We start from the raw sequence: 24,411 nt of genomic DNA, 5'->3' as shown, positions 1-24,411 counted from the left end.
TCACTTCACCACGAAGCCGTGGGCGAACGGGTCGCGCTCGGCGTCGATATAGATGGTGTTCAGGCCGGTCTGCCGCGCCCATCCGGCGACCGAGGGGATGATCGCGTCCCGGCCCGCCACGCTGGCCGCGGCCTCGACCCGGCCCTTGAAGATACTGCCGATGATGGATTCGTGGTGGAAGTCGTCGCCCACCGCCAGCCTGCCCCGCGCCGCAAGCTGCGCCATCCGCGCCGAGGTGCCGGTGCCGCAGGGGCTGCGGTCGATCGCCTTGTCGCCATAGAAGACGGCGTTGCGGGCATGGGCGCCGGGCCGGGTCGGCTGCCCGGTCCAGAGGATGTGCGACAGCCCGCGGATCGCCGGATGCTCGGGGTGGACGAAGTCGTATTTCGCGTTCAGGGCCGCGCGCAGCCAGGGCGACCAGGCGATCAGTTCGCCCGCCGTATGGTCGGCCATGTCGCGAAAGTTCTTCTGCGGCTCGACGATGGCGTAGAAGTTGCCGCCATAAGCCACGTCCACGACGATCTCGCCCAGGCCCTCGACCTCGGCGGTCAGCCCCTCGGCGTGAAGGAAGGCCGGGACGTTGGTCAGGCGCACTTCCTCGACGTGGCGGCCTTCCTGGCGGTATTCGATGTCCACCTTGCCGGCGGGGGTGTCGATCGACAGGCGGCCGGGGCTGCGCGGCAGGATCAGGCCGTTCTCGATGCCCATGGTGATGGTGCCGATGGTGCCGTGGCCGCACATCGGCAGGCAGCCCGAGGTCTCGATATACAGCACCGCGATGTCGCAGTCGGCGCGCGTCGGCGGATAGAGGATCGCCCCCGACATCATGTCGTGGCCGCGCGGCTCGAACATCAGGCCGGTGCGGATCCAGTCGAAGTCGCGCAGGAAATGGGCGCGCCGTTCCAGCATGTCGGCCCCCTCAAGCCGCGGGGCACCGCCCACGACAAGGCGGACGGGATTGCCGCAGGTGTGGCCGTCGAGGCAGGGAAAGATGTATTGGGTCATGTCCGTTTTCCGAAACGCGCAGGCGAAAAGGGCGCAAGGTCGATGGGCGGCCTGGCCCCGGTCAGCAGGTCGGCCACGATCCGCGCGGTGCCCGCCGACTGGGTCAGGCCCAGATGGCCGTGCCCGAAGGCGCAGGTGACGTGGGGATGGCCGGGCAGCGGGCCGATGGCGGGCAGGCTGTCGGGCAGCGAGGGGCGAAAGCCCATCCATTGCGTGCCGCCGCTGGTCCGCAGCCCGGGCAGGAACCGCGCGGCCTTGTCCAGCATGGCCTGCGCGCGGCGGAAGTCGGGGGGCCGATCCAGCCCGCCCAGTTCCACCGCGCCGCCGATCCGGATCCCCGAGGAAAGCTTGGTGGCCACGAAGCCGTGGCCGCCGAACGTGACCTGGGTGCGCAGGTCGAAGGCGCCGGGCGGCAGCGTGGTGTTGTAGCCGCGCTCGGTCTCCAGCGGGATGCGGACGCCCAGTGTCCGTGCCAGCCGGTGCGAGAACGCCCCCGCCGCCAGCACCACCCGGCCGCGCATCGGCCCGGCGGCGGTCGCCAGCCCGTCGGAGGTCAGCCCGGTCGCCTCGGCCATCGTCAGCCTGCCGCCATTCGCGCGGAAACGCCGGGCCAGGGCCAGCACGTAGTCGCGCGGATCGGCGATGGAATACCAGCCCGGCGTGAAGGTGCCATGCGTGAAGCGCGGCGACAGGCCCGGCTGGATCGCGGCCATCTCGTCGGGCGTCAGGTGGCTGAAGTCGATGCCGTGGTCGGCCCGCGCCCGCCAGCCCGGCAGCGAGGCGTCGAATTCGGCCTGCGATTCATAGACCTGCAGGTTGCCGTCCCTGCGCAGCATCGGCAGCGTTCCGGTGGCGGCCAGGAACGGCTCCAGCTCGGCGCGGGACAGGTCCATCAGCGCCGTCTGCGCGCGGGTCGAGGCCGCGACGCGGGCGGGCGAACAGGCCCGCCAGAAGCGCCACATCCAGGGCGCGATCTTCAGCGCATGGGCGGGCGGCACCGACAGCGGCCCCAGCGGATCCAGAAGCCAGCCGGGCGCCTTGCGCATGATCCCGGGCGAGGCCAGCGGCAGGATGTCGGTGAAGGCGAAGGCCCCCGCATTGCCGGCCGAGGCCCCGGCGGCAGGCCCTTCCCGGTCGATCACCGTCACCGGGACGCCGCGCGCCTGCAGCGCCAGGGCCGCCGAAAGGCCGATGACCCCGGCCCCGATCACGATGGTGTCCCGGGTCATGGTCAGTGCGTGGCGGACAGGAACTTCTGCAGTTCCGGGTCCTGCGGCGCGCCGAACAGCTGGTCGGGGGGCGCGATCTCGGCCATGACGCCGCGGTGGAAGAAGGCCACCCGGTCGGACACCTCGCGCGCGAACTTCATCTCGTGGGTGACGCAGATCATCGTCATCCCCTCGCGCGCCAGCATCCGCAGCGTGTCCAGCACCTCGCCCACAAGCTGCGGGTCCAGGGCCGAGGTCACCTCGTCGAACAGCATGTAGTCGGGCGACATGGCAAGCGCCCGGGCGATCGCCATGCGCTGCTGCTGGCCCCCCGACAGGCGCGAGGGATAGACCTTGAGCTTGTCGGCCAGGCCCACATGCTCCAGTTGCCGGACCGCCTCGGCCTCGGCCTCGGCCCTGGGGCGCCTGAGGACCTTCACCTGCGCCAGCATGACGTTCTCCAGCACGGTCAGGTGCGGGAAGGCGTTGAACTGCTGGAAGACGATGCCGATCCTGCGGCGCAGCCTGTTCAGGTCGGTGGACCTTGCATGGACCTCGGTCCCGTCCACGACGATCCGGCCGCTGTCGATCGGCTCCAGCCCGTTGATGCAGGTGAGCAGCGTGGACTTGCCCGATCCCGACCCGCCGATGATCGTGACCACCTCGCCCTTCTGCACGGTCAGGTCGATGCCCTTCAGCACCTCCAGCGAGCCGAAGGACTTGCGGACCTTCTCGATCTCAATCATGGGACCACCGTCTTTCCAGATAGCCGCCGAACCGGGCCAGCGGGAACGAGATGACAAAGTAGAAGGCGCCGCAGATCATCAGCAGAAGCAGCGGTTCCTGAAGCCGGGTGATGAGGATCTGCGTCGATCTGAGCAGTTCGGTCACCTGCACGATATAGACGAGCGCCGAGTCCTTCATCACCCCAAGCGCCAGCCCGATCCACGACGGCAGGGCCACGCGCGTGGCCAGGGGCATCACGATGGACCGCATGTCCTGCCCCCAGGTCATGCCCAGCGACCGCGCCGCGCGGCGGGTGGCCAGCGGCACGGCCTCGATGCCGCCGCGCACGATCTCGGCGCAGAAGGCGGCGGTGTACAGCGACAGGATGATGCAGGCCACCGTGAAGCCCGACAGGTTCAGCCGCAGGATCGTGCCCAGGAAGGCATTGGCCAGCACCAGCTGGATCAAGAGCGGGATCGACCGGAACAGGTCCAGCACGAAGGTCAGCGGCGCGGCCCAGACGGGGCCCACCTGATAGCGGAAGACCCCGAAGACGATGCCCAAGACCGTGCCCGCCACCACCGCGATGAGCGTGACCAGGATGGTCATGCCGGCGCCGCGCGCCAGGAAGGCGAAGTCGGCGGCGGTCAGCGCTGTGTCGAACATCGGCGCCCCCTTCAGTACCGGAACAGGCGGGCGGCGATCAGCCGCGCGGCCAGGGTGATGGTCTTGGTGATCGCGTAGAAGATCACCGCGGCAAGGGCGAACAGCTCGAAGGTGCGGAAGGTCAGCGCGTTCAGCGCCTGCGTGACGCCGTAGAGGTCGGTGTTCATCCCCACCGTGACCCCCAGCGAGGTCATCAGGATCGCCCAGACCATCTGGTTCGTCATCGGCAGGAAGGCGATGCGCAGCATCTGCGGCAGCACCACATAGCGGAAGGCGCCGCCGGGGCCGAAGCCCAGCGACCGGGCGGCGCGGGCCTGGGTGTCGGGGATGGCCTTCAGGGCGCCGCGGAAGTTCTCGGTCAGGTAGCCGGCGTTGTTGAAGGTGATCCCCAGCAGGATCGAGGCGAAGGGCGACAGGTGGATGCCGAAGCTGCCCAGCCCGAAATGGGCCATGTAGATCTGGAACAGCGCGGGCGTGTTGCGGGCGATCTCGACCCAGGTCGCCGCGACCGCCGACAGCGCGCGGATGCCCGACAGCCGGAACATGGTCAGCAGGATCGCCAGGCCGATGCCGATGACCATCGACAGCACCGCGATCTGCATGGTCACAAGCGCGCCGTCCAGCATCTGCGGCAGCCGCGCCAGGGCCTGCTTCCATTGGAAGGTATAGTTGAACATGGCCGTCCCGCGGCTGGCGGAAGGCGTCGGGGCGGCCAGGCGCCGCCCCGGCGCGGATCAGCGATAGACGCCGGGAACGATCAGGTCGGCGGGCTCGCCCTCGCCGATCCACTTCTCGTACAGTTCGGCATAGCGGCCGGTGCGGACCTGCTGGTTCACGAACAGGTTGAGATAGTTGATCAGCCCGTATTCCTCGCGCAGCGTGAACAGCGACACGTAGTCCGGCACCATCGGCGCCTTGTCGACGATCTTGATGCCGGGGAAGTTGCCCGATTCCACGTTGGCATTGGCGACCTCGACCGTGGACACGGTGGCGTCAAGCTGGCCCTGGCTCAGCGCAAGGAACACGTCAGCCTGGGTCTGATAGGGGCGGAAGGTGCCCTCGCCCCAGTCGTTGATCTGCTTTTCCAGCCAGATCGCCTCGTAGGTGCCGGCGGTCGCGCCGACGGTCTTGCCCCTCATGTCCTCCCAGGTGGTCATCTCGACGCCCTCGTTGGCGACGACCGCGTTCTCGAAGGCGTAGTAGGGGATCGACATGCCGACGGTCTTGGCGCGTTCCAGCGTGTCCGAGGTCGAGGCCACCCCCACGTCCACGCGCCCCGACATCAGCGCCGGGATCCGCTCGGGGAAGGGCGTCTCGACGATCTCGGCGGTGACGCCCAGGGCGGCGGCCAGATCGTTGCAGTAATCGACGTCGAACCCGATCGGGGTGTTGTTCTCGTCGCGCATCCCCATCGGCGGAAAGTCCAGCACCACCGCGCAGCGCAACGTCCCCGAGGCGATGATGTCGTCCAGCTTGTCGGCATGGGACGGCGCGGCAAGGGCTGTCGCGGCCATCACGCCCAGGGCCAGCGTGGTCTTGTTCATGGTTCTCTCCTGTCGGTGCAAGGCGGCTTTTTCCAGCCGATTCCTGCCCCCACTATCGGCCAGGCGCGACGGCAAAGCAAATTGCAAATACAATGAATATACAGCTTCGGGTCGCGCGCACCTTGCCCGTTGGCCTTGCCGCGGGCACCCTGTATGCAGGCCGGAAAGCCGCCTGGGGGATCGGATGGACGAGACGCTTTCGGTTGAGGACCTGCGCCGGCGGGTCGAGGGGATCTTCCTGCGCGCGGGCATGGCGGCCGGACAGGCGGCGCCCCTGGCGGGGGTCATCGCGGCGGGAGAACGCGACGGCTGCAAGTCGCACGGCATCTACCGGATCGAGGGGGTGCTGCGGACGCTGAAGGCGGGCAAGGTGTCCGGCACCGCGCGCCCGGTCCTGGAGGACGCGGCGGGCGGGGCGATCGTGCGCGTGAACGCGGGCGGCGGCTTTTCCAGTGCCGCCTTCGACCTGGGCCTGCCGGTGCTGGCCGAACGCGCCCGCGACCTGGGGCTGGCCGCCCTGGTGGTCAACGACTGCGCACATTTCTCGGCGCTCTGGCCCGAGGTCGAGGCGGTGGCGGCCCAGGGCTTGGCCGCCCTGGTGATGTGCCCCAGCTATGCCACGGTCGCGCCCGCGGGCGGCACCAAGCCGCTTCTGGGCACCAACCCCTTCGCCTTCGGCTGGCCCCGGCCCGGCCGGCAGCCCTATGTCTTCGACTTCGCCACCTCGGTCGCCGCGCGCGGCGAGATCGAACTGCACCGCCGCGCCGGCCGGCCCCTGCCCCCCGGCTGGGCCATCGACCCCGACGGCCGGCCCACCACCGACCCCGACGCGGCCCTGGCGGGCGCCATGCTGCCCTTCGGCGGCCACAAGGGATCGGCCATCGCCACCATGATCGAGCTGCTGGCCGGGGTGATGATCGGCGACCTGACCAGCCCCGAGGTGCTGGATTTCCTGGGCAGCACCACGCTGGCGCCGGTTCACGGCGAATTGGTCCTGGCGCTGTCGCCCGACCGCTTCGGCGCCGGCCGTCCGGGCGATCCCTTCGCGCGGGCCGAACACCTGTTCGAGGCCATCGCGGCGCAGGGCGCCCGCCTGCCCTCGCAGCGCCGCTTCGCCGCCCGCGCCCGGTCCGAAGCCGAAGGCGTGACCCTGACCGGGGCCGAACTGGCCCAGCTGGACCGCTTCGCGTCGCTGGGTCTGGACGCCGTCGCCTGAAGCGCCCTGTCCGGCTGCCAAGGCCCGACGATCAGGGCTTGCAGGCCTGGACCGCGCCGGGAAGCCTGCTCCATTCCCCGTACCAGGCCTGGAACTGCCTCATCTGCCGTTCGGCCCAGCCCTTCTGGCTGGGCGTCAGCTCGTCCGTTTCGTTGAAGTGCAGGCCGTATTCGGCGTCGCCCTGCAGCACCATCATGTGCTTGTAGTACAGCACCAGGTCGGTCCCCTCGTCCCACGAGGACAGCACCTCGAGAGCCTCGCCCAGTTCCCGGGCGCGCAGGCGGGCGTCCGGATCGCCTGCCGCGGCAGCCCGGGCCAGGGCCACGAAATGCAGGATCTCGCGCGGCAGCACGTTGCCGATGCCGGTGATGGTGCCGGTGGCGCCGCATTTGACATAGCCGTGATAGACGCCGGTATCGACGCCCGCCATCAGGATCACGCCGTCATCGGCGCCGGTGATGTGTTCGGCGGCATAGGTCATGGCCGCGGCGCCGCCGAACTCCTTGAAGCCGACAAGGTTCGGATGTTCGGCCCGCAGCGCGAAGAACAGGTCGGCCCGGGTCTCGAAGCCGTAATGCGGGCTGTTGTAGATCACCGCGGGCAGGCCGGGGGCGGCGGCCAGCACCGCCTTGAAGTGGTTGCGCTGCGCCACCGGCGACTGGCCACGCGACAGCACCCGGGGAATGACCATCAGCCCCGCCGCCCCCACCTTCTGGGCATGGGCCGCATGGGCCACGGCCAGGCGGGTGTTGACCGCGCCGGTGCCGACGATCACCGGCAGGCCCGCCGCGACCAGGCGCTCGACCCCCTCCATCCGCTGCTCGTCCGTCAGCAGCGGCCAGTCGCCCATCGACCCGCAATAGACCACCGCCGACATCCCCGCGGCGATCAGCGCCTGCGCCTTGCGCACCAGGGCCGCGTGATCTGGGCTGCGGTCGGGCGTGCAGGGCGTCATCAGCGCGGGAACCACGCCTCTGAAGATCTGGGTGTTCATCGGGGATCCTTTCGACAGGCGGGGGCGTGGACGGCGCGCGATTCGGCCGACCCGGAGCCTATCATCTGCATTTTGCTTGTCGACAGGATTGGGCTAGAGCGTCAGGGCCTGCCGTTCGTCGCGCGTCAGGAACTGCTGGATCTGCCGGACGATCTGATCGGCATGGGCCTTGGCCAGCCGGTCGCACAGGTCGACGTCGCGGGCGGTGATCGCGGCGATGATGTCCTCGTGTTCCTGCACGAATTCCTGCGGCAGGCGGTCGTCGAAGGACTGGTAATACAGCCGCAGCAGCCGCCGCCCCTCGTCCAGGATGCGCAGGAACAGGCCGGTGTAATAGGGGTTGCGCCCGGCCTCGGCGATGGCCGCGTGGAAGTCGCGGTTCGAGGCGATCATCGCCAGGGCGTCCTGCGCGGCGACCGCCTGGGCGAAGCGGGCCTGGTGCCTGCGGATCGTCTTGAGATCCGCCGGCCGGTGGCAGCTTGCCGCCAGCCGGGTCGTCACGCGGTACATCAGGGTCAGGGCGTCGAAGAAGGTGTGCAGGTTCAGGAAGTCGATGTTGGACACCATCGTGGACCGGTTGGGCAGCGTCTCGACCAGGCCCTCGCCGGCCAGCCTGACCAGGGCCTCGCGGATCGGGGTGCGCGACATGCCGAAGCGTTCGGCAAGCTGCACCTCGTCGATGGGGCTGCCGGGGGGCAGCGCCAGATCCAGGATCTCGTCGCGGAGCCGGTCATAGACCACCCTGACGCCCGAACCCCGCTTGCGTTCGGAAGGCCTTGCGCTGTCGGTCATGATCCGGTCTCCGGCAGGGGCTGTCGACAGATCACATACACGGCGCGCGCGCCAGATCAACCGCGCGCGCCCAGACCGCCACGGACAGGGCCCGCCAGCCCCGTCCGCAGGGGCGCGCTCAGCGCAGCGAGCGGTGGCGCGGTGCCCGGTTGCGGCCCAGGATCGCCACCGCGACCACGGCGATGCCCGCGCCGATCGCCACCTTCTTGACCATTCCCTGGCGGTTGTGACGCATCTCGGCGCGCGCGCCCATCTCGGCGGGCAGGTTCGGCAGACGGCCGTGGGTCAGATCGTCGACGATGCCCTCGACCATGTTGATGCGGTCGGCGCCCAGCAGCATCAGCCAGTGCCGCCAGTCGGATTCGCTGTATCCGAAGGCGGCGCGGCGGACCATCCCGCTGAGCCCGGACGGCCCGACCGAGGTTCCGAACACCGCCGGGCGGCGGTCGTATTCCACCGACTGCAGCACCTCGATGTCGGTGCGCTGCGCCTTGGGGTGGGTCCAGTGCGACCCCGGTTCCCCTGATCTGTCGCGCATCGGATAGGTCGGGTCGTTGCGCGGATCGGCGTCCACGCCCCAGCCGTTGACATCCTGCGGGTCGATTGTCTGGGAATTGCTTTCGCGTGCCATCGTCGCCTCCTAGCGGCCGTTGTTGGGATACAGCACCGGCTTGATGCAGTCGTCCAGCTTGGCGGAGAACAGGTGATAGGCGTCGGGCAGATCCTCCAGCGGGACGCGATGGGTGATCAGCGCCTTGGGATCCAGACGCCCCTCCTTCACATGCTCGACCAGGCGCGGCAGCAGGCGCTTGACCGAGGCCTGGTTGGCGCGGATCGTCAGCCCCTTGTTCAGCACGTTGCCCATCGGCACGATGTTTCCGGTCGGGCCATAGACGCCGACGATCGACACCACCCCGCCCTTCTTGACCGAATTGATGGCCCAGTGCAGCACGATCGCGCTGCCCGCCTCGAGCTTCAGCTTCTTGCCCAGCACGGTGCGCAGGGCGCTGCCCGAGGCGTCGCCGCCCACGGCGTCGATGCAGACATCCGCGCCCAGCCCGTCGGTCAGCTTCTTGATGAACACGGCCATGTCGTCGATGGACCGGAAGTTGTAGACCTCGGCCGGGCAGTACTGGCGGGCGAATTCCAGCCGGTAGTCCAGCTCGTCGATGACGATGACCCGGCCGGCGCCGAACAGCCAGGCGCAGCGCGCGGCCATGATGCCCACGGGACCGGCGCCGAAGACGACCACCGTATCGCCCATCTGGATGCCGCCCATCTCGGCGGCCTGGTATCCGGTCGGCACCACGTCGGTCAGCAGCACCGCGTCGTCGGGATCCATCCAGTCGGGGATCGGCATCGGCCCGACGTCGGCATAGGGGACCCGGACGTATTCCGCCTGCCCGCCGTCATAGCCCCCGGCGGTGTGCGAATAGCCGAAGATGCCGCCGACCGCGGTGGACTGGGGGTTGGCCTCGTGGCAGTTGCCGAACAGCCCCTGCTTGCAGAAATGGCACTGGCCGCAGGCGATGTTGAAGGGCACCAGCACGTGATCGCCGGGCTTCAGGGTCTGGACCTCGGGGCCGACCTCCTCGACGATGCCGCAGAACTCGTGCCCAAAGGTGGTGCCGATGCGGGTGTCGGGGACCAGGCCGTTGTAGAGATGCAGGTCGGACCCGCAGATGCAGGACCGGGTGACGCGCACGATGGCGTCGCGGGGATGCTGGATGACCGGATCGGCCTTCGAGGCCACGCGCATCCGGCGCGGCCCCCTGTAATCGGCTGCAAGCACGGCAGTTCCTCCTTGTCGACCTGTCATGCAACCGCCGAAGCCACGGGGGTTCCCAGAACCGGGCGGCGCCGGCCTATTCCTGCGCCCGCAGCACGCGGGCGGGCCGCGCCGACAGCGGGCGCAGCGCGAACAGCAGGCCCGTCGCCGTGGTGGCCAGCACCCCGCCCGCGATCACGGCAAGCGCCGATCCGGGCGCGAAGCGATAGCTGGCCTCCATCACCTGCGTCAGGATCGCCCAGCTTGCCAGGGCCGCGACGGCGACCGCGACCAGCCCCGCCGCGGCGCCCATCAGCACCGAGCGCAGCGCGAAGCTGGCCAGCACCGTCGCGCGCGAGGCGCCCAGCGTCTTCAGCACCGCCGCCTCGAAGACGCGCGCCCCCTCGCCCGAGGCGGCGGCCCCGATCAGCACCACGAAGCCGGTGGCCAGCACCGCAAGCGCCGCCAGCGACGTGGCCGAGGCAAGCGTGCCCATCGCCTCGGCCACGCGCTCGGCCACCTCGCGCACGCGGATCGGGGTGACGTTGGGATAGCGGTCCGAGATGTCGCGCAGAAGCCCGGCTTCGGCCGCCGGGTCGGTCTGGATGGTGGCGATATGGGTCTGCGGGGCGGCCTGCAGCGCCGCCCGGTCGAAGATCATCACGAAGCCGATGCCGCCGCTGCGGAAATCCAGCTGCCGGAAATTGGCGATGGTTCCGGTGATGTCGCGGCCCAGGATGTTGACGGTGATCCGGTCGCCCAGCGACAGGCCCAGTTCGGCCGCCTCGTCGGCGCCGAAGCTGATGAGCGGCGGGCCCGCGTAATCGGCGGGCCACCAGTCGCCCGCCGTCAGCACCGTGCCCGGCGGCGGGGCGGCGGCGTGGCTGATGCCGCGGTCGCCGCGCAGCACCCAGTGGTCGCCCCAGTCGCGGGCCGGGATGTCGTTGATCGCCGTGACGATGCCGCGCAGCGAGGGGGCGGTCTCGACCTGGCTGACGCCGGGATCGCCGGCCAGCCGGTCCAGCAGGCCGGGCAGCTGGTCGGTCTGGATGTCGATGAGGAAGAACGAGGGCGCCTGCCGCGGCAGTTCGGCGGCGATGGCGCGGCGCAGGTTGGCGTCGATCTGGCCCACCGCCGCCAGCACCGTCAGCCCAAGGCCCAGCGACAGCACCACCGCCACCACGCCTTCGCGCGGATTGCCGACCGCGCCCACCGCCAGCCGCAGCGCGCTGCGCCCGCGCAGGGCGGGGTGGCGCGACAGCCGCCGCGCCGCGGCGCGCAGGCCCCGCGCCGCCAGCCACAGCAGGCCAAGCGCCGCCGCCACCCCCGGCCACCGACAGCGCCAGGGCCGGGACCGAGGCCATCAGCGCCGCCGTCCCCACCAGCCCCGCCACCGCCAGCAGCAGCGCCGCCAGATAGCGCCCGCGCGGGCGGCCATGGGCCTCGGCGCCGATGCCGCGGAACAGGGCGGCGGCGCGCACCTGTTCGACCCGCGCCAGGGGCAGCAGGGTGAAGATCAGCGCGGTCAGGACGCCATAGACCGCGGCCTCGGCCAGGGCCGAGGGATAGAGCGTGAACTGGACCGGGATCGGCAGCCGGGCCTGCAACAGCGGCGCCGCCGCCAGCGGCAACAGCCCGCCAAGCGCCAGCCCCGCCGCCACGCCCAGCAGGGTGAGAACGCCGATCTGGACGAAATAGACGGCGAAGATCGTCCGCCCCTCGGCCCCCAGGGTCTTCAGCGTGGCGATCACCGGGGTCCGGGCCTCCAGATAGCTGCGCACCGCCGAGGACACGCCGATGCCGCCCGTGGCCAGCCCCGCCAGCCCGACCAGCACCAGAAACGATCCCAGCCGGTCCACGAAGATCTCGACCCCCGGCGCGCCGCGGCGGCTGTCGCGCCACCGCATCCCGGCGCCCTCGAACTGGGCCAGGGCGTCGGCGCGCAGCGCGTCCAGGCTGTCGCCGGGCCGCAGCAGCATCCGGTAGCCCGTCTCGTAAAGCGTGCCGGGCGACAGCAGGCCGGAACCGGCCAGTCCCGCGGTCGCGACCAGCGTGCGCGGCCCCAGCCCGAAGCTGCCGCCAAGCGCGTCGGGTTCGCGCGTCAGCGCCGCCATCAGCACGAAGTCCTGCACCCCCAGCCGGAAGCGGTCGCCGACCGACAGGCCCAGCCGCTCGATCAGCAGCGGATCCATCGCCGCCCCAGGCAGGCCGCCCCGCCCCGCCAGAACCTGCGCGACGGTCAGGGGGGATCGAAGCGCGCCTCTCCGCGCAGGGGCCAGTTGCCGTCAACGCCCTTGACCTGGGTCAGCGCGCGGTCCTCGCCGGCGACCGCCAGCGACCGGAAATCGACCACCTCCGAGACGCGCGCGGCGCGATCCTCGATCCAGGTGCGTTCGGCGGGCGTGGCGAAGCGATAGGTCAGCCGCAGCACCGCGTCGCCGCCCAGCAGCACCGCCCCCTGCCGCGACAGGCCCGCTTCGATGGCGGCGCGCACCGAACCCACGGCGGCGATGGCGCCCACGCCCAGCACTAGGCAGGCCAGGAAGATCCAGAAGCCCGCCAGCCCGCCGCGCAGTTCGCGCCGGGCGATGCGCCAGGCGGCGCTCATGATGCGGCCCGGCGGCGGCGGTCCCCGGATTCGATCCGGCCGTCGCGCAGGCGCAGGACCCGGTCGCAGCGGGCGGCCAGTTCGGGGGCGTGAGTCACCAAGACCAGGGTGGTGCCGTGCCGGTCGCGCAGCCCGAACAGCAGATCCATGATCGCCTGGCCGTTGGCGCCGTCCAGGTTGCCGGTCGGCTCGTCGGCCAGCAGGATCGCCGGGCGCGGCGCCACGGCGCGGGCGAAGGCCACGCGCTGCTGTTCGCCCCCCGACATCTGCGCGGGATAGTGATCCATCCGCGCCCCCAGGCCCACCGCCTGCAATTCCTCGGCCGCCCGGCCGAAGGGGTCCGGCTGGCCCGCCAGTTCCAGCGGCGTCGCCACGTTTTCCAGGGCGGTCATGGTGGGGATCAGGTGGAAGGACTGGAAGACCACGCCCATCCGGCCGCGGCGAAAGCGCGCCAGGCCGTCCTCGTCAAGGGCGGTCAGGTCGTGGCCCAGGGCCTGGACCAGCCCGCCGGTCGCGCGTTCCAGCCCGCCCATCAGCATCAGCAGCGACGACTTGCCCGACCCCGACGGCCCGATCAGCCCCAGCGTCTCGGCCGGCTGGACATCCAGCGAGATGCCCCGCAAGATCGCCACCGGCCCGGCGTTGCCTTGCAGCGTCAGGTGGACATCCCTCAGCGACAGAACCGGATCGGCCATGACCATCCTTCCCCTTTTCCTGCGTTCCCTGGCATCTATTCCTGGCCGCCGGTCAGGCAAGCCCCGGCTGCGGGCCATTGTGACGGCGGTCCTGCTGGCCGCAACCCCCGCCGCCGCCCTGGCGCAGGATCCGTTCCGGCTGGTGGCCCTGGGGGATTCGCTGACGCAGGGCTATGGCCTGCCCGCCGAACAGGGGCTTGTCCCGCGGCTGCAGGACTGGCTGCAAGGGGCCGGCCATGACGTGATCGTGATCAACGCGGGCGTCAGCGGGGACACCACGGCGGGCGGGCTGTCGCGGCTGGACTGGACCCTGGCCGAGCGGCCCGACGCGATGATCGTGGCCCTGGGCGGCAACGACCTGCTGCGCGGGATCGACCCCGCGGCAAGCCGCGCCAACCTGGACGCGATCCTGACCCGCCTTCAGGCCGAGGGCGTGCCGACGATGCTGGTGGGCCTTCCCGCCCCGGGCAATTTCGGCCCCGAGTTCCAGCGGGATTTCCAGGCGATGTTCCCCGAAGTGGCGCAGAAGCACGGCGCCGCGCTGTATCCCGACCTGCTGGCGCCGATCACCCGGCGGTATGCGGCGGGCCAGGATTACGCCGACCTGATGCAGGACGACGGCCTGCACCCGAACGCGGCGGGCGTGCAGGCCATCGTCGAGGCGATGGGTCCGGCGGTGGATGCCTGGCTGGACGGGCTGCGCTAGGCCTCAGCCCAGCCGCTCCAGCGTCCGGCGGCAGGGCCTGCCCTCGAAGAACGCGCCAAGGATCCGGTGAAAGACATCCGGCGCCCCCTCGACCTGCGCGAACAGCGTGGCCGAGGATCGCAGCTTGTCCGCATCGACCGGCCCGAAGATCTCCACCGCCGGGCGGTCCTGATGCGCCAGCACCGCCTCGGCGCAGCGGATCAGCCGCGGGCCCAGCACGGGATGGGCCAGATAGCGCCGCGCCTCGTCCGCATCGACGATGCCGTAATGGTGCGACATCTGCGACCGGCCCAGCCCGCGCAGCTGCGGGAAGATGAACCACATCCAGTGGCTTTCCTTGCGCCCGCGCCGCAGTTCGGAAAGCGCCCGGTCATGCACGCCCTCCTGCGCGTCCACGAAGCGTTCCAGCCCGTCGGGTTCCTGCGCCATGATCTCTCTCCTGACCTGGCGGTGAAACCGGCGGGGGGCGGCCTTTGTTCCGCCGCGCATGGCCCCGGGACCTGCCGGCCGCGGGCTCCGCCCTTTGTCGGATAGACCCGGCGGCGGGCGCGGCTAGAGTCGGGGCCCTGAGGCGAAGGGGAACCGCCATGCGCATACGTCTTGTCCTGGTCCTGGCCGCGACGCTGGCCGCGGTGCCCGCCTGGGCGCAGCAGGCGGTGCCGCGCGGGACGGTGGCCTTCTTCGGCATCTATCTGATGAACAACGCCGGCGATCCCGACGACAGCGACGAACGCGCCCGCATCGCCCTGGTCGAGGACGAGATCGCCCGCGACCTTGCCGCCCGCGGCTTCACGCTGGTCGATACCGCGCCGGTGGCCGACCGGCTGGCGCAGGTCAAGAACATCGCCTCGTGCAACGGCTGCGACATGACGCTGGCGCAGGAACTGGGCGCCGACTACGCGGTGACCGGCGAGGTGCAGAAGACCTCCGAGCTGATCCTGTCGATGAACCTGTTCCTGCGCGACGCCGAGGCCCGCACCAACCTGCGCCACGGCGCGGTCGAGGTCCGCGGCAACACCGACGAAAGCTGGTCGCGCGGCTACCGCTATCTGCTGAACAACACCATCTTCCGCGGCGAACCCCGTCCCTGACCCGGACAGTCGCGCCAAGCCCCCGGTTTCGCCGGGCTTTTCAAGGGGAATTGCCGCAGCGTCGGCTTTCTTCTAGGCTGTGCTTCCCGGGTGACAGTCGCGCCGGGCCCGTCACCTTCCCGAATCGATGCGCCGCCTGTTCGCAACCGCCTTCTATCTGTTCCGCTACGCGGTCCTGTCGGCCACGCTGATCGTGATCGGCGGGTTCCTGATGGCGACCTTCGCGGGCGGCGCGGCCGGCGTGCGGCTAAAGGGTCCGTCCGCGCAGGCCGGAATGGTGCTGGCGGCGCTGCTGCTGCCCTGGCTGTTTTTGCCCCGCCGCCTTGCCACCGCCACAAGGCGGCGCCGGGTCAAGCGGCGCGCGCGCGCCGCCCCCCGCCCCGCGGCCCCCGCGCGACAGGCGCGCCAAGGCCGGGGCCGCGCCGCGCCCGCCCTGGGGTCGCTGCCCCGGAACGGGCACGACTTCGAGCAATGGGTCGCCCAGCGGCTGGAACTGCACGGCTGGCGGGCGGTGGTCACGGCCGGATCGGGCGACCAGGGGCTTGACATCATCGCCCGGCGCGACGGCCGCAAGATCGGCATCCAGTGCAAGCGCTACGATGGCGCGGTCGGCAACAAGGCCGTGCAAGAGGCCTTCTCGGGCCGCGCCTATCACCGCGTCGATGCGGCGGTGGTCATCACCACGGGCCACTACACCGAAAGCGCCAAGGCCCTGTCGCGCAAGACCGGGGTGCATCTGCTGCATGTCCGGGACATCCCCCGGATGCGCCGGATTTGTTAAGCCTCGGGCGCGCGCCCCGGGCGTTCGGCGGCGATCCCGGCGATGATCGCGCCGAAGCCCTCGCTGCCGGTGATGCGGTCCAGCCTGTCGGGCAGGCGGGGCCGCCAGTTGGGATATTTGTCGGCGGTGCTGGGCAGGTTCACGGGCCGGTGGTCGCCGGCCAGATCCTCCAGCCGCACGGCCATCAGCCGCGCCGGGGTGCGGGCGACGAAGCGGTGGGCCGCCACCACCAGATCCAGCGGCGCCTGCGGGCTGTCGGCCAGGCTGTCGTCGTCCAGCAGGCCGGCATCGGCCAGGGCGCGGACCAGGGCGCGGCGTTCCCCGGGCCGGGCCTCGGCCTGTTCGCGCGCGGTGTCGGCGCCGATCAGCCCGAACTTCTCGCGCAGGGCGATGTCGTCGCCCGCCCACCATCCCAGGAAGGTCGGCAGGTCGTGGGTGGACAGGCAGGCCAGGGCCTTTTCGGGGTAATCCCCGGGCGGCAGGAAGCCGCCGTCCTCGTCGCGCTCGAAGAACAGGATGCGGTAGGACAGGATGTTCGCGGCCTCCATCATCTCGCGGAAGCCGGGCGGGACGTTGCCCAGATCCTCGCCGATGACGATGGCGCCGTTTTCTTGCGAGGCGCGGGCCAGGGCGCGCAGCATGTCGTCCAGCGGATAGCGGGCATAGGTGCCCTGGTCGGCCGTCGCGCCCTCGGGGATCAGGAACAGTTGCCACAGGCCCAGGGCGTGGTCGATCCGCACTGCCCCGGCCCGCGCCATCACCCCGGCCATCAGCGTGCCGAAGGGCGCCGCCCGCGAGGCCGCCATCGCCGCGGGCGACAGCGGCGCCAGCCCCCAGTCCTGGCCCTGTTCGTTGAAATAGTCGGGCGGCGCGCCGATGCGCACATCCGCCAGCACGTCCGGGTGGCCCCAGCTTCCCGACCCGTCGCCGGCCTCGCCCACCGCCACGTCCAGATACAGCCCGATCGCCATGCCCGCGGCCTTGCAGGCGTCGCGGACCTGGTCCAGTTGCCGGTCGGTCTGGTCCTGCAGCCAGCGATAGAAGGCGATGTCCGCGGCATGGTCGCGCGCGAAGGCGGCGACCTCGGGGCCGCGGGGATCGCGCCAGGCTTCGGGCCAGGCCGCCCAGCCCGCGCCGTGCCCGGACGAGGCCATATGCGCCGACAGCGCGTCGAACAGCGCGTGCCGGTCCAGATCCGCGCCGCCCCGGCGCCGGAACGCGTCCGAGGCGTCGGGGCGCCCCGCCTTGTCCCACAGCGCCCGAAGCGCCCGCAGCTTCAGCGCCGCGACCGCCTCGTAATCCACCAGGTCGGTGTCGCGCAGGCGCGCGATCTCCTCGGGATCGGCCAGCCCGGGATCGAAGCCCTCGATGCGGTCCACCGCCAGATAGAGCGGGTTCAGGAAGCGCCGGTTCGAGGGCGAGAACGGGCTGCACCGCGCCGGATCGGCCAGAAACATCGCGTGCAGCGGGTTGAGGCCGATGAAGTCCGCCCCCATGCGCCCCAGGATGCCCGCCAGGTCCTGAAGATCGGCAAGATCGCCGATGCCCCAGTCGCGGTCCGAGCGAAGCTGGTAGAGCTGCACCGCCACGCCCCAGGACCGCGGCCCGTCGGGCAGATGGCAGCGCGCGTCCGCGGGCGCCTCAAGCCGCTGCGGGCGCATCGCGGCGCCGGATCCGAAGGCCGCGACCAGCTTTTCCAGGGTGCTGTCGGGGACGCGGTGCGTGGTGCCGTCCATGTCCTCGTATTCGGGCTGGATGCCCAGGTCGCTGGCCCTTGCGCCGATGTCGTCCATCACGTCCCCCTTGTGCAGGTGCCCTGCGGGCCGCCCGTCAAAACCGGCAGGCGGCGGCGATTGTTCCGCCCCCGCCTGCCTGAAACCGCTTTTTTCGGGAAGGGATGAAGGCGCCCGGACCCTGCCGGGCGCGGCCGCCCGGGCCTACTGGTTTTCCTGCGGCGCCCCGGGGGTCTTGTCGGTCTTGGCGGGGTTCATCACGTCGAACTCCTCGGGCGAATGGGGAACGCCCTCGTGGTCGCCCTGGCCGTGCTGGCGGGGCGGGTCGGTGGCGGGGTTCGGGTTCTTGGGGGTCTCGCGGGTCATGGAATGTCCTCCTGCCCCCCCAACGCCGGCCGGACGCCGATGTTCCGCGCCCCGCGCCCGCCTCAGCCGGCGCGGGCCGAGGCGTAGATCGCGTCGATCGCCCGCGACAGATCCACCAGCCGCTCGGCTTCGGGGTCGAAGCGGGGATCGGCGGCCAGCCGGCGCGCCCAGTCCCGGGCCATGCGCCCGCCCCAGTCGTCGGGCGGGCCCACCAGTTCGCGCGTGGCGGTGCCGTCGTGGCGATGCGCGGCGAAGTCGTAGAAGCCGCCGCCCGGGTTGGTCAGCGACAGGCCGCCGCGGGTGCCGTGGACATGCATCTCGATGCGCGCCTCGGTCCCGGCGTGCAGCTTCCAGGAACAGGCGATGGCGATGGCCACGCCGCTGTCGGTGGTCAGGGTGGCGGTCGCGTAATCCTCGACCTGATCCTCGGGGACGGCGGGGCTGCCCTCGCGGCAGATGCGGCCGGCGATCCGGTCGAGGGCGGGGAAGTCCAGGCACCACAGCGCGCTGTCGATCAGATGCACGCCCAGATCCATCAGCGGCCCGCCGCCCGACAGCGCCTTGTCGTAGAACCACGGCTTGTCGGGGCCATAGGCGTTGTGGAACACCAGATCCATCGCGAAGATCCGGCCCAGTTCGCCGCTGCGCACCTGCTCGCGCAGCGCCTGCAGGGCGCGCGTCCCGCGATAGGACAGATCCACCGCCAGCAGCCGGTCGGCGCGGCGCGCGGCCGCGACGGCGGCGCGCGCCTCGGCCTCGGTCCGGCCCAGGGGCTTCTGGCAGAACACCGCGCAGCCGGCGTCAAGCGCGCGGATCGTCTGCTCGGCGTGCAGGGCCGAGGGCGTGGCGATCACCACCCCGTCGGGCCGCGCCGCCAGCAGGTCGTCCAGCGTCCGCCCCAGGGCCGCGCCGGGGGCAAGGGCCGCGGCCTGCGCCAGGCAGTCGTCCGAGGGATCGGCCAGGCCCACCACCTCGACCTCGGCGCCCTCGCAGATGGCCTGCATCCGGTGCCGGCCGATCCAGCCCAGGCCCAGGAAGGCGATGCGCGGCGCGGTCCGGGCCTGCGGGGCGGCGGCGGCGGCGGCGGCGGCGCTCAGGCGCATGTCACATAGGCCTTGACCAGCCCCTCGGGCTTGTCGCGGGTGGCGTCGAGCGCCCGGTCCAGGGCCTCCAGCGGGAAGGCGTGGGTCAGCAGCGGTGCCGGATCCAGCCGCCCGGCCTCGATGGCGGCGATGGCCTCGCGCAGGCCCTGCAGATAGACCTCGGGGCGGCGTTCGTGGGCGTTGACCACGTCGATGCCGCGCCAGTTCCAGTTCTGCATGTTCACCTGCCGCGGCCCGTCCTGATGATAGCCGGCGATGACCAGCCGCCCGCCCTCGGCCACGATCTCTCCGGCCAGATCCAGCGGCCACTGCTTGCCCACGGCCTCGATCACCACGTCGCAGAAGCGGCCGTCGGTCAGGTCGGACACCTGGGCGATGATGGCGTGGTGATCCTCCATCGGGATGGCGCGGGCGGCGCCCATCTGCCGGGCAAGCGCCAGCGACGAGGCCCGGCGCGAGATGGCGATGACCTCGGCCCCCGCATCGGCGGCCAGCCGCGTCAGCGCCGCGCCCAGAAAGCCGATGCCGATGATCGCCACCCGGTCGCCCTGGCCGATGCCGGACCGGCGGAAGATGTTCATGGCGCAGGCGAAGGGCTCGCCCGGGAACGGCCCGGCGATGCTGTCGGGCAGCGGCACCGCCATCGCCGCATCGACCACCTCGTGGGTGGCGTATCCCCGCTGGCCCAGGAAGGCCACGCGCTGCCCTTCGCGCAGGTCCGCCACCCCGGCCCCAAGCGCCTCGATGCGCCCCCAGCCCTCGTGGCCCATCCCGCCCGGCTCGGTCGGGAATGACATCCAGTCCGGGCCCGCCCAGGGTTCCAGGTTCGACGCGCAGACCCCGCAGCCCTCCAGCCGGATGCGGACCTGCCCGGCGGCGGGTTCGGGCAGGGGAAGCTGCTCGACCTGGGTCCGGCCGGGGGCGGTCAGGCGGACCGCGCGCATCTGCCCCGCTTGGGTCGTGAAATCTCTGGCTGACTGGTTCATCCTCACCTCTCTGGCGCCGGCGCGGGCCGGGCCGCGCTTCCGCCTTGCAGAAACGGCAGAAAATGGCCCATGTTCCCCCTGTCTTTCCCCTTCTGCGAAGTGCCTGAAAAGGTTGAAGAAGAAGTCATCATTGATGATGAACATGATGCCTGCCCCCTAAACCCCGGAGCGGTCTTGCCTTTTTTGCGGGAACCCGAGGGGCGGTCTTGGGCTTCACGTTCAGTTGAACGCAGAGGGACCGATCAATGACGAAGGTGCTGATTACCGGGGGTTGCGGCTTCATTGGACGCCACGTGGCCGAGGAGATGCTGGCCCGCGGCCATCAGGTCTGCCTTTACGACGCGCTGATCGACCAGGTGCATGGCGGCCAGCAGCCCCGCCTGCCCGAGGGGGCGGAACTGGTGCGCGGCGACGTGCAGGACCCCGACCGCCTGCGCCGCGCGCTTGAAGGCTGCGACGGCGTGATCCACCTGGCGGCCGAGGTCGGCGTCGGCCAGTCCATGTACGAGATCGCCCGCTATACCGCCGCCAACGACCTGGGCACCGCCGTCCTGCTCGAGGCGATGCTGGCCCATCCCGTCAAGCGCATCGTCGTCGCCAGCTCCATGAGCGTCTATGGCGAGGGCTATTACGCGCGCCCGGACGGCAGCCTGCTGGAAACCGTGCGCCGCAAGCCCTCCGAGGTGCGCGCCGGCCACTGGGATCCGCTGGCCCCCGACGGCGCGGCGCTGACCCCCCACCCCACCAGCGAGGACAAGCGCCCGGATCTGGCCTCGATCTATGCGCTGACGAAATACGCCCAGGAACGCGCGGTGATGATCTTCGGCGAGGCCTATCAGGTCGAGGCGGTGGCGCTGCGGCTGTTCAACGTCTTCGGCGCCGGACAGGCGCTGTCCAACCCCTATACCGGGGTGCTGGCCAACTTCGCCTCGCGGCTGGCCTCGGGCGAACGGCCCACGATCTTCGAGGACGGCCAGCAGCGGCGCGACTTCGTCCATGTCCGCGACGTGGCCCGCGCCTTCCGCCTGGCCTACGAGACCCCGGCGGCGGCGGGCGAACTGTTCAACATCGGTTCGGGCAACGCCTATACCGTCACGCAGGTGGCCACCCTGCTGGCGCAGGCGATGGGCCTGCCCGACCTGACGCCGGAGATCACCGGCAAGTACCGCGCCGGCGACATCCGCAACTGCTTCGCCGACATCGCCAAGGCGCGCCGGATCCTGGGCTTCGAGCCGCAGGAACGGCTCGAGGATTCGCTGGACGAGTTCGTGACCTGGGTGCGCGGCGAGGCCGTGGTGGACCGCGGCGCCGAGATGCGCCGGCAACTGGAGGAGCGGAGGCTCGTTTCATGAAGGGTTATGGTTTCGTCGAATGGTTCCGCCCCGGCGAACATGACCGCGTCGAACAGGCGCTGCCCGCGCTTCTGGCGTCGGGGGCCAGCCACCTGCGCACGCATCTCAGCTGGGCGGAATACCTGTCGCCGGGCGGCGAGGAGTGGTTCGACTGGCTGATCCCCACCCTGGGCCGGCAGATCGACCTGCTGCCCTGCGTCCACTACACCCCGCCCTCGAAGTCCCGCAACGGCCGCAGCACCGGCGCGCCCGTCGTGCTCAAGGACTATGCCGACTTCATCGACCACGTTCTGACCCGCTACGGCCGCCACTTCAGCCATATCGAGCTGTGGAACGAGCCCAACAACCTGCTGGACTGGGACTGGCGCGAGGATCACGAATACCAGCTGTTCTGCGAGATGGTCGGCGGGGCGGCCTACTGGGTCCGGCAGCGCGGCTGGAAGGCCGTCCTGGGCGGCCCCTGCCCCTTCGATCCGCTGTGGCTGGACCTGATGGGCCAGCGGGGCGTGCTGGCCCAGTGCGACGCCGTGGGCTTTCACGGGTTCCCGGGCACCTGGGACAGCGAGGAAGGCGCCTGGCAGGGCTGGGACATGCACCTGGGCGAGATGCGGGCCGTGCTGGCCCGCCATGGGGCGCCGGAAATCTGGATCACCGAGACCGGCTATTCGACCTGGCGGGGCGACCAGATGGAACAGGCCCGCCGCTTCGCCCGCGCGCTCGAGGCGCCGGCCGACCGGCTTTACTGGTATGGCTGGCAGGATCTGGCCCGCGACGTGGCGGTGCAGGAAGGGCTGTGGTTCGACCCGCGCCATTACCACATGGGCGCCGTCGATGCCGAGGGCCAGCCCAAGCTGCTGGCCCGGCTGCTGATGGATGGCGGCCCGGCCCGCCTGCGCGAGGTGACGCATCTGGCCGCCCCCTCGATCGGGCGCGCGGTGCGCCCGGTGGTCATCACCGGCGGCAGCGGCTTCATCGGCTCGAACCTGGCCGACAGCTTCCTGTCGGACGGCCACGACGTGGTGGTGGTGGACAACCTGTCGCGCCCCGGCGTGGACCAGAACCTCCGCTGGCTGACCGAGCGGCATGGCGACCGCGTCCATCCCATGCCCGCCGACCTGCGCGACGAGACGGCGATGCGCGACGCCATGCGCGACGCGCAGGCGGTGATCCACTTGGCCGCGCAGACCGCCGTCACCACCAGCCTGACCGCGCCGATGGACGACTTCGAGGTGAACGCCCGCGGCACCCTCAACGTGCTCGAGGCGATCCGCGCCACCGGCCGCCCGGTGCCGATCCTGTTCGCCTCGACCAACAAGGTCTATGGCGCGCTCGACGATCTGCGGATGCTGGAGACCGACGACCGCTACGTTCCCGCCGACCCCCGCATCCGCGAGAACGGCATCGACGAGACCCGCCCGCTGGACTTCTGCACGCCCTACGGCTGCTCCAAGGGCGTGGCCGACCAGTATGTGCTGGACTATGCCAAAAGCTACGCCATCCCCTCGGCGGTGCTGCGGATGTCCTGCATCTATGGCCCGCGCCAGTTCGGGACCGAGGATCAGGGCTGGGTCGCGCATTTCCTGATCCGCGCCCTGATGGGCGAGCCGATCTCGGTCTATGGCAACGGCAAGCAGGTGCGCGACATCCTGCACGTCTCGGACGCGGTGGCGGCCTACCGGCTGGTGCTGGACCGGATCGGAGGGCTGACGGGCCGGGCCTTCAACCTGGGCGGGGGCGCGCGCAATGCCGTCAGCCTCAGGCTGGTCCTGCACGAGATCGAGCGCTTGGTGAACCATCCGGTGCCCCTGACCTTTTCGGACTGGCGGCAGGGCGATCAGTTCTATTTCGTCGCCGACACCGCCCGGCTTGGCGCCGAGACCGGCTGGCAGGCCCGCGTCGGCTGGCGCGAGGGGCTGGCCGATCTGGCCGCCTGGCTGCGCGCCAACCGCCGCTTTCCCGAACCCCAGGCGCTCAGGGTCCGCGCATGAGCCTCCGCGTCCTGATGACGCTGGACGCGGCGGGCGGGATCTGGCGATACGCGATGGATCTGGCCCGCGCCCTGCAGGCGCAGGGCGGCGCGCAGGCGGTGTTCCTGGGCTTCGGCCCCCCGCCCGGCCCCGACCTGCGGACCGAGGCCGAGGCCTTGGGCGTCCTCGACTGGACCGGCCTGCCGCTGGACTGGATGGTGGCCGATGCCGCCGCCCTGGCCGATGTGCCGCAGGCCGTGGCCGAGGCCGCCGCCCGCCACGGCGCCGACCTGATCCACCTGAACCTGCCCAGCCAGGCCGCGGGCCTGCGCAGCCCCCTGCCGGTCCTGGCGGTCAGCCATTCCTGCGTCGCCACCTGGTTCCTGGCCGTCAGGAACGGCGGCCTGCCCCGGGGCTGGGACTGGCAGCGCGACCTGAACGCCCGCGGGCTGGCCCGCGCCGATGCCGTGGTCGCGCCCTCGCGGGCCCATGCCGACCTGCTGCGGCGGGTCTATGGCGTCGCGGCGGCGGTGGTTCCCAACGGCGTGGCCTCCGCGCCGCGCCGCGGCGCCGGCCTGCCGATGGCGGTCGCCTCGGGCCGCTGGTGGGACGACGGCAAGAACGGCGCGGTCCTGGACGCCGCCGCCCGGCACATGGACTGGCCGGTGACGATGCTGGGTCCGCTGGACGGCCCCACCGGCCAGCGGTTCGCGCCGCGCCACGCGGCCGCGCCCGGCACCCTGCCCCACGACCGGGCCCTGGCGGTGACGCGGGATGCGGGCCTGTTCGTCTCGCCCTCGCTCTACGAGCCCTTCGGGCTGGCCGTGGCCGAGGCGGCGGGGGCCTCGGTCCCGCTGCTGCTGGCCGACATCCCGACCTTCCGCGAGTTGTGGGACGGTGCGGCGCGGTTCTTCGACCCGGCCGATCCCGGCGCCCTGGCGCAGGCCGCCAACGCCATGGCCCGCGACGCCGACGACCGCGCCCGCCTGGGGCAGGCCGCGCTGCTGCGGTCGCGCCGCTTCGCGCCCGCCGCGCAGGGCCGGGCGATGCTGGATCTGTATGCCCGGCTGACCCAACCCCAACCCCGCGCCGCCACGAGGTGAC

At 71.3% G+C, this 24,411-nt stretch carries 23 protein-coding genes and 1 pseudogene; 7 read left to right on the top strand and 17 right to left on the bottom strand.

Annotated features, from left to right (window positions below):
- From ACZ1HC_RS00935 to ACZ1HC_RS00910, 6 genes are read right to left on the bottom strand one after another with little or no spacing between them, the layout of a single operon-like run.
- A complete protein-coding gene (locus ACZ1HC_RS00935) occupies window positions 1-1,005 on the bottom strand; it encodes a 4-hydroxyproline epimerase (protein ID WP_472698347.1) in 1,005 nt (334 codons plus the stop codon).
- Complete coding sequence (locus ACZ1HC_RS00930; protein WP_472698346.1) at window positions 1,002-2,234, bottom strand: NAD(P)/FAD-dependent oxidoreductase; 1,233 nt, start codon at window positions 2,232-2,234, stop codon at window positions 1,002-1,004. The genes ACZ1HC_RS00935 and ACZ1HC_RS00930 overlap by 4 nt, the downstream gene beginning before the upstream one ends.
- 2 nt (window positions 2,235-2,236) lie before the next feature.
- Entirely contained in the window at window positions 2,237-2,959 is a 723-nt protein-coding gene (locus ACZ1HC_RS00925; protein ID WP_472698345.1) for an amino acid ABC transporter ATP-binding protein, read from the bottom strand.
- Window positions 2,952-3,605, bottom strand: a complete 654-nt coding sequence (locus ACZ1HC_RS00920) for an amino acid ABC transporter permease (RefSeq protein WP_472698344.1) — start codon at window positions 3,603-3,605, stop codon at window positions 2,952-2,954. The genes ACZ1HC_RS00925 and ACZ1HC_RS00920 overlap by 8 nt, the downstream gene beginning before the upstream one ends.
- Before the next feature lie 11 nt (window positions 3,606-3,616).
- The gene (locus ACZ1HC_RS00915) at window positions 3,617-4,282 is read right to left on the bottom strand and encodes an amino acid ABC transporter permease (RefSeq protein WP_472698343.1); all 666 of its coding nucleotides are present in this window, start codon (window positions 4,280-4,282) and stop codon (window positions 3,617-3,619) included.
- Window positions 4,283-4,339: 57 nt separating this feature from the next.
- Window positions 4,340-5,149 carry an ABC transporter substrate-binding protein gene (locus ACZ1HC_RS00910; protein ID WP_472698342.1) on the bottom strand — a complete coding sequence of 270 codons (810 nt, stop codon included), beginning with the start codon at window positions 5,147-5,149 and terminating at the stop codon, window positions 4,340-4,342.
- A gap of 184 nt (window positions 5,150-5,333) precedes the next feature.
- Here ACZ1HC_RS00910 and ACZ1HC_RS00905 point away from each other — a divergent pair, with 184 nt between their 5' ends.
- The gene (locus tag ACZ1HC_RS00905; protein ID WP_472698341.1) at window positions 5,334-6,365 is read left to right on the top strand and encodes an Ldh family oxidoreductase; all 1,032 of its coding nucleotides are present in this window, start codon (window positions 5,334-5,336) and stop codon (window positions 6,363-6,365) included.
- A 31-nt stretch (window positions 6,366-6,396) separates the two neighbouring features.
- Here ACZ1HC_RS00905 and ACZ1HC_RS00900 read toward each other — a convergent pair whose 3' ends face one another.
- The 6 genes and pseudogenes from ACZ1HC_RS00900 to ACZ1HC_RS00875 form a co-directional block, all read right to left on the bottom strand.
- Window positions 6,397-7,359, bottom strand: coding sequence for a dihydrodipicolinate synthase family protein (locus tag ACZ1HC_RS00900; protein WP_472698340.1), 963 nt, complete (start codon window positions 7,357-7,359; stop codon window positions 6,397-6,399).
- Window positions 7,360-7,452: 93 nt separating this feature from the next.
- The gene (locus ACZ1HC_RS00895) at window positions 7,453-8,151 is read right to left on the bottom strand and encodes a GntR family transcriptional regulator (protein WP_472698339.1); all 699 of its coding nucleotides are present in this window, start codon (window positions 8,149-8,151) and stop codon (window positions 7,453-7,455) included.
- Window positions 8,152-8,269: 118 nt separating this feature from the next.
- A complete protein-coding gene (locus tag ACZ1HC_RS00890; protein WP_472698338.1) occupies window positions 8,270-8,782 on the bottom strand; it encodes a hypothetical protein in 513 nt (170 codons plus the stop codon).
- A 9-nt stretch (window positions 8,783-8,791) separates the two neighbouring features.
- Window positions 8,792-9,943: a zinc-dependent alcohol dehydrogenase gene (locus ACZ1HC_RS00885; RefSeq protein WP_472698337.1), complete on the bottom strand. Its 1,152-nt coding sequence runs from the start codon at window positions 9,941-9,943 to the stop codon at window positions 8,792-8,794.
- A 73-nt stretch (window positions 9,944-10,016) separates the two neighbouring features.
- Window positions 10,017-12,527 (bottom strand): annotated as a pseudogene (locus ACZ1HC_RS00880) (ABC transporter permease).
- Entirely contained in the window at window positions 12,524-13,222 is a 699-nt protein-coding gene (locus tag ACZ1HC_RS00875; RefSeq protein ID WP_472698336.1) for an ABC transporter ATP-binding protein, read from the bottom strand. Before ACZ1HC_RS00875 ends, ACZ1HC_RS00880 begins: the two are co-directional and overlap by 4 nt.
- Between ACZ1HC_RS00875 and ACZ1HC_RS00870 the strand changes: the two genes are divergently transcribed.
- Entirely contained in the window at window positions 13,221-13,928 is a 708-nt protein-coding gene (locus ACZ1HC_RS00870) for an arylesterase (protein ID WP_472698335.1), read from the top strand. The two genes, ACZ1HC_RS00875 and ACZ1HC_RS00870, sit on opposite strands and share 2 nt — an antisense overlap.
- Window positions 13,929-13,931: 3 nt before the next feature.
- Here ACZ1HC_RS00870 and ACZ1HC_RS00865 read toward each other — a convergent pair whose 3' ends face one another.
- Window positions 13,932-14,357 carry a DUF1810 domain-containing protein gene (locus tag ACZ1HC_RS00865; protein ID WP_472698334.1) on the bottom strand — a complete coding sequence of 142 codons (426 nt, stop codon included), beginning with the start codon at window positions 14,355-14,357 and terminating at the stop codon, window positions 13,932-13,934.
- A 158-nt stretch (window positions 14,358-14,515) separates the two neighbouring features.
- On the opposite strand from ACZ1HC_RS00865, the gene ACZ1HC_RS00860 reads away from it, so the two are divergent.
- Together ACZ1HC_RS00860 and ACZ1HC_RS00855 are read left to right on the top strand one after the other, a co-directional pair.
- Window positions 14,516-15,019, top strand: coding sequence for a DUF3280 domain-containing protein (locus tag ACZ1HC_RS00860; RefSeq protein WP_472698333.1), 504 nt, complete (start codon window positions 14,516-14,518; stop codon window positions 15,017-15,019).
- A gap of 127 nt (window positions 15,020-15,146) precedes the next feature.
- Window positions 15,147-15,800 (top strand): restriction endonuclease, encoded by a 654-nt coding sequence (locus ACZ1HC_RS00855; protein ID WP_472698332.1) that lies wholly within the window; start codon window positions 15,147-15,149, stop codon window positions 15,798-15,800.
- Here ACZ1HC_RS00855 and malQ read toward each other — a convergent pair.
- From malQ to ACZ1HC_RS00835, 4 genes are all read right to left on the bottom strand, one after another.
- A complete protein-coding gene (malQ, locus tag ACZ1HC_RS00850) occupies window positions 15,797-17,593 on the bottom strand; it encodes a 4-alpha-glucanotransferase (protein WP_472698331.1) in 1,797 nt (598 codons plus the stop codon). The two genes, ACZ1HC_RS00855 and malQ, sit on opposite strands and share 4 nt — an antisense overlap.
- A 144-nt stretch (window positions 17,594-17,737) precedes the next feature.
- A complete protein-coding gene (locus ACZ1HC_RS00845) occupies window positions 17,738-17,899 on the bottom strand; it encodes a hypothetical protein (RefSeq protein ID WP_472698330.1) in 162 nt (53 codons plus the stop codon).
- A gap of 62 nt (window positions 17,900-17,961) precedes the next feature.
- On the bottom strand, window positions 17,962-19,002 hold the full coding sequence (locus ACZ1HC_RS00840; protein WP_472698329.1) for a Gfo/Idh/MocA family protein: 1,041 nt from the start codon (window positions 19,000-19,002) through the stop codon (window positions 17,962-17,964).
- A complete protein-coding gene (locus ACZ1HC_RS00835) occupies window positions 18,993-19,988 on the bottom strand; it encodes an MDR/zinc-dependent alcohol dehydrogenase-like family protein (protein ID WP_472698328.1) in 996 nt (331 codons plus the stop codon). Before ACZ1HC_RS00835 ends, ACZ1HC_RS00840 begins: the two co-directional genes overlap by 10 nt.
- Window positions 19,989-20,233: 245 nt before the next feature.
- Here ACZ1HC_RS00835 and ACZ1HC_RS00830 point away from each other — a divergent pair, with 245 nt between their 5' ends.
- Genes ACZ1HC_RS00830 through ACZ1HC_RS00820 form a run of 3 tightly spaced genes read left to right on the top strand, consistent with a single transcriptional unit; the run spans window position 20,234 to window position 24,410 of the window.
- Entirely contained in the window at window positions 20,234-21,340 is a 1,107-nt protein-coding gene (locus ACZ1HC_RS00830) for an NAD-dependent epimerase/dehydratase family protein (protein WP_472698327.1), read from the top strand.
- A complete protein-coding gene (locus ACZ1HC_RS00825) occupies window positions 21,337-23,328 on the top strand; it encodes an SDR family NAD(P)-dependent oxidoreductase (protein ID WP_472698326.1) in 1,992 nt (663 codons plus the stop codon). The genes ACZ1HC_RS00830 and ACZ1HC_RS00825 overlap by 4 nt, the downstream gene beginning before the upstream one ends.
- Window positions 23,325-24,410 (top strand): glycosyltransferase family 4 protein, encoded by a 1,086-nt coding sequence (locus tag ACZ1HC_RS00820; RefSeq protein WP_472698325.1) that lies wholly within the window; start codon window positions 23,325-23,327, stop codon window positions 24,408-24,410. Before ACZ1HC_RS00825 ends, ACZ1HC_RS00820 begins: the two co-directional genes overlap by 4 nt.
- Window position 24,411: the final 1 nt, after the last annotated feature.

The organism is Paracoccus sp. BR5-17, assembly GCF_055693925.1.
The sequence above is the reverse complement of the archived record's forward strand: the minus strand, read 5'-3'. Positions and strand labels throughout refer to the sequence as shown.